7 protein-coding genes are annotated in these 8,351 nt (G+C 70.3%); 2 read left to right on the plus strand and 5 right to left on the minus strand.

What is annotated here, in order from left to right:
- The first annotated feature begins 245 nt into the window (after positions 1 to 245).
- The gene (locus ACFWW9_RS44800; RefSeq protein WP_390389535.1) at positions 246 to 818 is read left to right on the plus strand and encodes a DUF4328 domain-containing protein; all 573 of its coding nucleotides are present in this window, start codon (positions 246 to 248) and stop codon (positions 816 to 818) included.
- On the opposite strand, the gene ACFWW9_RS44805 is transcribed toward ACFWW9_RS44800, so the two are convergent.
- The 5 genes from ACFWW9_RS44805 to ACFWW9_RS44825 form a co-directional block, all read right to left on the minus strand.
- A complete protein-coding gene (locus ACFWW9_RS44805; RefSeq protein ID WP_390389537.1) occupies positions 809 to 1,393 on the minus strand; it encodes a TetR/AcrR family transcriptional regulator in 585 nt (194 codons plus the stop codon). The two genes, ACFWW9_RS44800 and ACFWW9_RS44805, sit on opposite strands and share 10 nt — an antisense overlap.
- A complete protein-coding gene (locus ACFWW9_RS44810; protein WP_390389539.1) occupies positions 1,390 to 3,270 on the minus strand; it encodes a YhgE/Pip family protein in 1,881 nt (626 codons plus the stop codon). Before ACFWW9_RS44810 ends, ACFWW9_RS44805 begins: the two co-directional genes overlap by 4 nt.
- Positions 3,267 to 3,941, minus strand: a complete 675-nt coding sequence (locus tag ACFWW9_RS44815) for an ABC transporter ATP-binding protein (RefSeq protein ID WP_390389541.1) — start codon at positions 3,939 to 3,941, stop codon at positions 3,267 to 3,269. Before ACFWW9_RS44815 ends, ACFWW9_RS44810 begins: the two co-directional genes overlap by 4 nt.
- A 107-nt stretch (positions 3,942 to 4,048) precedes the next feature.
- Positions 4,049 to 4,981, minus strand: a complete 933-nt coding sequence (locus tag ACFWW9_RS44820) for a GNAT family N-acetyltransferase (protein ID WP_390389542.1) — start codon at positions 4,979 to 4,981, stop codon at positions 4,049 to 4,051.
- 56 nt (positions 4,982 to 5,037) lie between these two features.
- Complete coding sequence (locus ACFWW9_RS44825) at positions 5,038 to 5,868, minus strand: class I SAM-dependent methyltransferase (RefSeq protein WP_390389544.1); 831 nt, start codon at positions 5,866 to 5,868, stop codon at positions 5,038 to 5,040.
- Positions 5,869 to 6,058: 190 nt separating this feature from the next.
- On the opposite strand from ACFWW9_RS44825, the gene rpsA reads away from it, so the two are divergent.
- Complete coding sequence (rpsA, locus tag ACFWW9_RS44830; RefSeq protein ID WP_259623642.1) at positions 6,059 to 7,549, plus strand: 30S ribosomal protein S1; 1,491 nt, start codon at positions 6,059 to 6,061, stop codon at positions 7,547 to 7,549.
- Positions 7,550 to 8,351: the final 802 nt, after the last annotated feature.

The following is an 8,351-nucleotide window of genomic DNA, read 5'->3' on the forward strand; positions in this document are numbered from 1 at the left end:
GTCTCTGCCCTGCTCGAAAAAATCGAGGCCCGAACTGCCGACTCCCAGGCGGCCGAGCCCGCCGCGACGAAGTCGCGGCCAATGTCACTGCTAACCTTCCGGCTCGGCGTCAGGGGGATGCCGGGTTTTTTGGGGGGATTTTCATGACTCAACCGTGGCATACGCCTGTCCGTGGGCGGTTCACGCCGATCGGGGGGCTCGGTGTCGCCGCGTCCGTCCTCATTGGACTCACTGTTCTCGTCGACGTGCTTTCCGCCTTTTCGGCCTGGTTCACGCACGGCGTCGTCGTCGATTACCTCGACGGGGTGCCGGATGTCGCCGAGGCCGATCTGAACGCGGCCGACTCGCTCGCCGCGGCGCTCGGGGTGCTGAACGTCCTGGTCAGGATCGCGGCGGGTGTCGTGTTCATCGTGTGGCTCTGGCGGGCTCGGCGCAACAGCGTGGCCCTGTACGGCTGGGAGGGCCACCGCCGCGAGAGCGTGTGGGTGGGGTGGGCCTGGTTCGTCCCGGTCGTCAACCTCTGGTTCCCGTACCAGGTCGTCCAGGACGTCTACCGGCCCAGCACCCGGCTCTCCGGCGGTGTGGTCCGCTGGTGGTGGGGTGTCTACCTCGTCCGCAACGGCGCGAGTGTCTACTTCGCCGCCGCTGCCCGCGGCCAGGAGATCACCGTCGAGAGCCTGAAGACGGCCGCGATCACCTCGACGCTGCTCGCCGTGCTGGGCGTCGTCGCGGCCGTGCTCGTCGTGGTCGTCGTCCGGCGGATCGTCGTCGGGCAGCTCGTGCGGGTCGCCGACCCGTACGCGTCGGTTCAGGTCTGAGGGCCGAGGCCGCGCACCAGCAGCAGCACGGAGTCGCGGACCTCGGCCAGTGACCGGTCGGGCTGGAACACCTGCCAGTCCAGGGCGATCACCAGCAGGGTGCCGAACAGCGCGGCCGACGCCGTGCCGACCTGGACCCCTTCGGGGAGGCGGCCGGCGTCGTGCACGCGTTGCATCTGCGCCTTCACGATCGACACGATGTCGTCGCGCAGCAGGCTCAGCGTGCCGTGCCACTGGCCAGGTGTGCGCCACAGCTCGCTGACCAGGAGTTGGCCGAAGGCGGGGTACTCGGCGAAGAAGCCGAGCATCCCGTCGACCAGCGTCTCCAGCGCGTCCTCGGTGGTGGCCTGCTCCTCCGCCGGGCGCAGCCGGGCGGCGAGCAGGTCGACGCCGTGCCGCAGCAGGGCGTCGACGAGGGCGTCCTTGCTGCCGAAGTTGTAGTAGACGGTGCCCTTCGCGACCCCGGCCTCGGCGGCGATCTCGTCCACCGTCACCGAGGCCGCGCCGCGTTCGCCGACGAGCTTCAGGGCCGCGTCGAACAGCTTCTGCTTGGTCGGGGTGCGGCGGGTGCTCACAGCACGAGTTCCGGCTTCAGCCGCGACGGCGTCCACACCCGCTGCCGGTACGCGGCGAACGTCGTGACCGCCAGCGCGCCGACGAGGTACGCCACGAGCACCAGCGCGTCGTGGCCGACACCGCCGAGCTCACCGCCGTACATGAGGTGCCGCAGACCGTCCACCGCGTAGCCCATCGGCAAACCGTAGTGCAAGGGGTACAGCGGTTCCGGGATGGTCTGCCACGGGAACGTGCCGCCCGCGCTGACCAGCTGGAGGATCAGCAGCACCAGTCCGACGAACTTGCCGACCGCGCCCAGCAGCGCGTTGAGGGCGTGCAGGATCGCGACGAACGTCATCGACGTCAGGAACAGGAACGCCAGCGTGCCCACGGGGTTGCTCGGCCGGATGTCCACGATCAGCGTCACGACGGAGAACATGACGATCACCTGGGCGATGCCGAGCAGCGCCCCCGGCAGCCAGCCGCCGACCGCGACCCGCACCGCGGTCTGACCGGCGGCCAGCGCCCGCCGGGACAGCGGCCGCAGCAGCAGGAACAGCACGAACGCGCCGATCCACGTGGCGAGCCCGAGGAAGAACGGGGCGAGGCCCGCGCCGTAGGTGCCCGCGGCGGTCTGGCTGACGCCGCGCACGTTCACCGGGTCGCCGATGGTCTTCGCGGTCGCGTCGCGGGTGGGGTCGTCCGGGTTCGGGATCTGGCCGACGCCCTCGTTGAGGCCGTCGCGCAGCTTCGTGGTGCCGTCGACGAGCTGCTGCTCGCCGTCGCGCAGCTTGGTCGCGCCGTCCCGCAGCTGCGTCGCGCCGGACGCGAGCGTGCCCGCGCCGTCGTCGAGCTTGCCGATCGCGTCGGTCAACGCGGGGGTGGAGGCCGCGAGCTGCGCCGCGCCGTCGGACACCTGCTTGGCGCCGTTCGCGAGCTGCCGCAGCTGACCGGCCGCGCCCTGCACCTTGCCGTTGGCGTCGTCCACCGGGGCCTTGGCAGTGGTCAACGCGGTCAGCACCTTCTGCACGTCCTCCTCGGCCATGCCCGCGGCCCGCAGCTTCGTGGCGATGTCGCCGTTGACCTGGTCGAGGCCGTTCACCAGCGCCTGCGCCTTCGCGGCGTAGTCCTCGGCGGTCGTCGCGGCCGTGGCGTTGCCGTCGGACACCTGCTTCGCGCCGTTCGCGAGCTGCTGCGACTTGAGCGGCAGGTCCTTCGTCTGCGCCCGCAACTGGTCGAGGCCGTTCGCGAGGGTGCCCGCGCCCGCCGCCAACGGGGTCGCGCCGTCCACGAGCTGCTGCGTGCCGGTCAACGCGGTCTGCTGCGCGTCGGCGAGCTTCGTCGCGCCGTCCGCGGCCTCGACGGTCTTCTCCCGGATCGTGGAGAAGCCGAGCAGCAGCTTGTCCGCCGCCTCCTCGCCGATCTTCACCGACACCGACCGGCGGACCTCCGTGACGACCTGGTTCGCGATCGTGCTGCCCAGGTAGTTGTTGGCGTCGTTGGTGGTCAGGGTGATCACGCCCTGGCGCGGGGTGAAGTCGCCGGAGGACGACAGCGCCTGCGAGAAGTCCTCGGGCAGGGTCAGGGCGAAGGTGTAGGTGCCGTCGCGGACGCCCTTCTCGGCGTCGTCCTCGCTGACCTGCCTCCAGTCGAACTTGCCGCCCTTGACCAGCTCGTCGGCCACGTCGCGCCCGGCGTGCACCTTGTCCGTGCCCTTGTCGGCGACGACGAGCGCGGCGGGCACGTGCTTGAGGTTCGAGTACGGGTCCTTGTTGGCGTACAGGTAGAGCGACGCGTACAGCAGCGGCACGAGCGCCAGCGCGATCAGCGCGAGCTTGGGCAGCTTGCCGGAGCTCACCCGGCGCAGTTCGTTGAGCGCCATCCTGATCGCGGTCACGCCGTCGTCTCCTGAACTTCCTGGGTCTCTTCGTCTTCTTCTTCGACGGGCGGGGTGTTGTCCTCGCCCAGGCGCGCGGCGGGAACGTCCAGCAGCCGCGCCGAGCTGGTCGAGCAGAGCACCACGACCGAGCGCTCGGGGGTGACCTTGGCCTTCGCGAGCGCCAGCCAGGTCTCGGGCGTGCCGTGGTAGCGGTCGGGGGAGTCGAGGACCAGCGCCCCGACGCCGGGCCGGGAGGCGGCCAGCTCCAGCAGCAGCGCGCACCGCAGGTCCGCGGGCACGTGCTCGAAGCGGCTGTCCGCGTGCTCGTCCGCGCCGTGCTCGACCAGCCAGTCCGCGACGGCCTTGCGGCCGCTGCGCCTGCCGATCATGGCGAGCTCCTCGCCGACGACCGTGCGCAGCGTCAGCGCGGCCTCGGGCTCGTTGACGTCCGGCGCGTCCACGAGGGCGACCCGCTTGCGCAGGTCGGCGGGGGCGTCGCGGCCGTCGAGCAGCACCGAGCCGGTGCTGGGCCGGAGCCTGCCGGACAGGGCGAGGGCGAGCGCGGTGTGGCCGTCCCCAGGGTCGCCCGCGACGAGCGCGAACTCGCCGGGGCCGATCCGCAGGGTGGTCGGCCGCAGCAACGGGCCGTGCGCCCCCGTGACGCCGACGCGCTGGGCGTGGATCTCCACCGATGCCTCCTTTGAACTGACCGGTCAGTTCAAATAGTGGCCCGAGGTGGAGCAACTCGCAACCGGAGGTGGTGTGACGTTCTCGGCAACCTCGCGAAACGGACGCGTCAGCGCAGCGCGAAGGCCGGGCGCACTTCCCACACGGTCCACAGTGGACGATAGCCCTGTCGGGGCCAGAACACCGAGGACAGCGGGTTCGGCGGGTTGTAGTAGAGGTAGGTGCCGACCGTGCCGAGCCGGTGCAGCTCGCGGTGCGCGAACGCCATCAGCTGCTGGCCGATCCCGGTCCCGCGCGCCCCCGGCAGCACGGACAGGCAGTTCACGTACCCCCAGCGGCCGTGCCGCAGCCGGGTCGACGTCCAGTTGCCCGGCTCCGACGCCACGACCGCGCACTCCGCGAGCGCCACGGCGATGCCGTCCCGCTCGGCCAGCCACGTCGGGCTGCCCGACGCGAGCCGGTCGCCCAGCGTCCGGCGCTTGAGCACGACGGCCTCCGGCCGCGCGACCGTGGAGCCGACCAGCGACGAGTAGTGCAGCTCGGCCAGCGCGAGCTGGAGCACGGCGTCCAGGTCCTTCGGCGTGGCCCGGCGGATCCGCAGCGTCGGCGGCGGACCGCCCGCGCCCTCGCCGACGGCCCGGCGGATCGCGATCGTCGACAGCGGCACCATGCCGTGGTCGAGGAACGCCTTGGTCGCCTCGGTGTCGCGGCTCGGCCACGTCACCACGCACGACGAGTCCGGCTCGTTCCCGCCGACCCGGTCCATCGTCCGCCGCCACGACCGCAGCAGCGCGTCCATGCCGCGCCCGCCCGCCGCGCCGAGCAGCGGCGTCAGCTCCCACACCTCGGTGGCCGACCACAGCCGGTGCAGCGACGTCCGCTCGTACACCTGCCGGTGCAGGACGCCCGCGACCCGCGTGCCGTCCGGCAGGGCCGCGGTGAGCACGTCGCCGTCCGGCGGCTCCACCATCGCGGGCAGCATCGGGTCGAGGGAGGCGAACCGCGCGGATTGCGCGTCCAGCAGCCCTCGACCCACCGTCATGAGCCCAGGTTACGACCTGTGCCCGCGGCGGTCGGACGCCTCACCGGTTCGGGCGGCTACCGCTTGCGGGTCCGGAAGATGGCCGTTCCGGGGAACAGCTTCCCGCGCAGCGGGCTCCACTGGCCCCACTCGCGGTCGTGGCCCGCGGGCCACTCGGGCTCGATCAGGTCCTCCAGCTCCAGGCCCGCGTCGGCGAACTGCCGCACGTAGTCGCCCAGCGTCCGGTGGTGCTCCACGTACGTCGCCCGGCCCAGCTCGTCGACCTCGACGTACGGCGTCCGGTCGAAGTACGACTGCGTGACCGTGAGCCCGCCGGGACCGGGGTCGTCCGGGAAGATCCACCTGATCGGGTGAGTCACGGCGAACACCCACGGCGCGCCGGGCCGCAACACGCGGGACACCTCGCGCATCACCGTGCCGGAATCGGCCACGAACGGCACCGCGCCGAACGCCGAGCAGGCCGCGTCGAACGACCCGTCCGCGAACGGCAGCTCGTCCGCGCTCGCCTGGACCAGCGGCACCGGGATGCCGGTCTCGCGGTTGGCCGCGGCGGCGTGCCGGAGCATGCCCTCGGAGATGTCGAACGCCACGGCGCGCGCGCCCTGCGACACGAGCCACCGGGCGCACGGCGCGGACCCGCAGCCGACCTCCAGCACCCGCTTGCCCGCCACGTCCCCGAGCAGGCGCGATTCCTCCTCGCGGACCCCCTCCGGGCACCAGACGAAGTCCGCCGCGCCGAGGAAGTCGCCGTGCTCGGCGTGGTAGTCGTCGGCGTCCGCGTCCCACCAGATCCGGTTGGCCGTGCGCGACTCGGCGGCGTCCACGGGCCTCTTGGCGATCCCGGTCGTGCCGAGGGTGAGTTCGGCACTGGCGTGCTGGGTGGACACACTGCTCCTAACGTGGGGGTACCGGTTTGCCCGCTGGTCGCGAAGCCGCGTACGATACCGCCTGCGTAGTGGGTTAGCTCTGCCCATGATCCAGTAGCACGAAAACTGGCCTGTGGAGGTCGGGTGTGCCCGCCGCGCGAAGCACTTTGCAGGCCACCCAATCCCAATCCGTACCGGAGCCACCTACCTAATGTCCACCGACACCACCATTGTCCCGGTCGCCAAGGCGCCGAAGCAGGTCGCGATCAACGATATCGGTACGGAGGAGGACTTCCTCGCCGCTATCGACAAGACGATCAAGTACTTCAACGACGGCGACATCGTCGAGGGCACGATCGTCAAGGTCGACCGGGACGAGGTCCTGCTCGACATCGGCTACAAGACCGAGGGCGTCATCCCCTCGCGCGAGTTGTCGATCAAGCACGACGTTGACCCCAACGATGTTGTGAAGGTCGGCGACGAGGTCGAGGCCCTCGTTCTCCAGAAGGAGGACAAGGAAGGTCGGCTGATCCTCTCCAAGAAGCGCGCTCAGTACGAGCGGGCGTGGGGCACCATCGAGGCGCTCAAGGAGAAGGACGAGCCGGTCAAGGGCACCGTGATCGAGGTTGTCAAGGGTGGTCTGATCCTGGACATCGGCCTGCGCGGCTTCCTCCCCGCCTCCCTGGTCGAGATGCGCCGCGTGCGCGACCTCCAGCCGTACGTCGGCCGCGAGCTCGAAGCCAAGATCATCGAGCTGGACAAGAACCGCAACAACGTGGTCCTGTCCCGCCGCGCGTGGCTCGAGCAGACGCAGTCCGAGGTGCGCAGCGAGTTCCTCAACCAGCTGCAGAAGGGCCAGGTCCGCAAGGGCGTCGTGTCCTCGATCGTCAACTTCGGTGCCTTCGTGGACCTGGGTGGCGTCGACGGTCTCGTGCACGTCTCGGAGCTGTCCTGGAAGCACATCGACCACCCGTCCGAGGTTGTCGAGGTCGGCCAGGAAGTCACCGTCGAGGTCCTCGACGTCGACATGGAGCGCGAGCGCGTGTCGCTGTCGCTCAAGGCGACGCAGGAAGACCCGTGGCGCCAGTTCGCCCGCACGCACGCCATCGGCCAGATCGTGCCCGGCAAGGTCACGAAGCTGGTTCCGTTCGGCGCGTTCGTCCGCGTGGACGAGGGCATCGAGGGTCTGGTGCACATCTCCGAGCTGGCCGAGCGCCACGTCGAGATCCCGGAGCAGGTCGTGCAGGTCGGTGACGACGTCATGGTCAAGGTCATCGACATCGACCTGGACCGCCGCCGCATCTCCCTCTCGCTGAAGCAGGCGAACGAGGGCTTCACGGTCGACTCCGAGTTCGACCCGACGCAGTACGGCATGGCCGCCGAGTACGACGCCGAGGGCAACTACATCTACCCCGAGGGCTTCGACGTCGAGAGCCAGGAGTGGCAGGAAGGCTTCGACAAGCAGCGTGAGGAGTGGGAGCGTCAGTACGCCGAGGCCCACACTCGTTACGAGGCCCACATGAAGCAGGTCGCGAAGGCCGCTGCCGCTGAGGAAGAGGCCGCTGGGGAGACCAACTACTCCTCGGGCGGCGACGCCCCGGCCGCCGCGTCCAGCACCGGCGCCCCGGCCCAGTCCGGCGGCACGCTCGCCAGCGACGAGCAGCTCGCGCTCCTCCGCGAGAAGCTGTCGGGCGGCGCCTGATCCTCCGGGATCACAGCCACCAAGCAGTCGAAAACCCGAAGCCCCGCACCACTCCGGTGATGCGGGGCTTCGGCCTTTCCACACCACGAAGGCAAGCGGAAAGTGTCGGCAGAGCAGCACTGACAGCGCGGGCCAAGCCACCGGGACAGCCGAGTCCGGCAGCGTGCCAGCGCTTCGCTCGACACCCTCGACCTCGCACCGACCTGGGCCCGACCTGACCGCCTTGGCTCAACACCTCGACCCCGATGCCAACGAGGACCGACCGTTGGCTGGAAAGCCGAACCCTGGTGCCAGCGGGGTCTGACGACTTGGCGGGAAAGTCGGACCCAGGTGCAGGCGGGGGACTGACGACTTGGCTCAAAGCCTGGGCCTCGGAGCCGACGAGAGTCGACCGGTTTGGCCGGGAACCGACCTCGGTGCCAACCGGGGTCGATCGGTTCGGCTCGAAACCGGACTTCGGTGCCAGCGGGGGTCGATCGGTTTGGCTGGAAAGCCGAACCCTGGTGCTAACGGGGGCTGACGGCTTGGCTCGAAAGCTGGGCCTCGGTGCCGACGAGGGTCGACCGGTTCGGCCGGAGACCGGACCTCGGTGCTAACGGCGACCAGTCGGCTTGGCTCGAAACCGGACTTCGGTGCCAGCGAGGGCCAACCGGTTTGGCTGTAGAACTCGACCCCGGTGCCAACCCGCGTCGACACGTAGTCGACCGCTCCCCACCCTCACCCCGATCCCCAGCGCCTTCATGCCCGCAAAGGTTTGTCAAGGCATCTTTCCCGCCTTGACAAACCTTTGCGGGCATAGAAA

Origin of the sequence: Umezawaea sp. NPDC059074 (assembly GCF_042738955.1) — a bacterium.
Taxonomy (GTDB): domain Bacteria; phylum Actinomycetota; class Actinomycetes; order Mycobacteriales; family Pseudonocardiaceae; genus Umezawaea.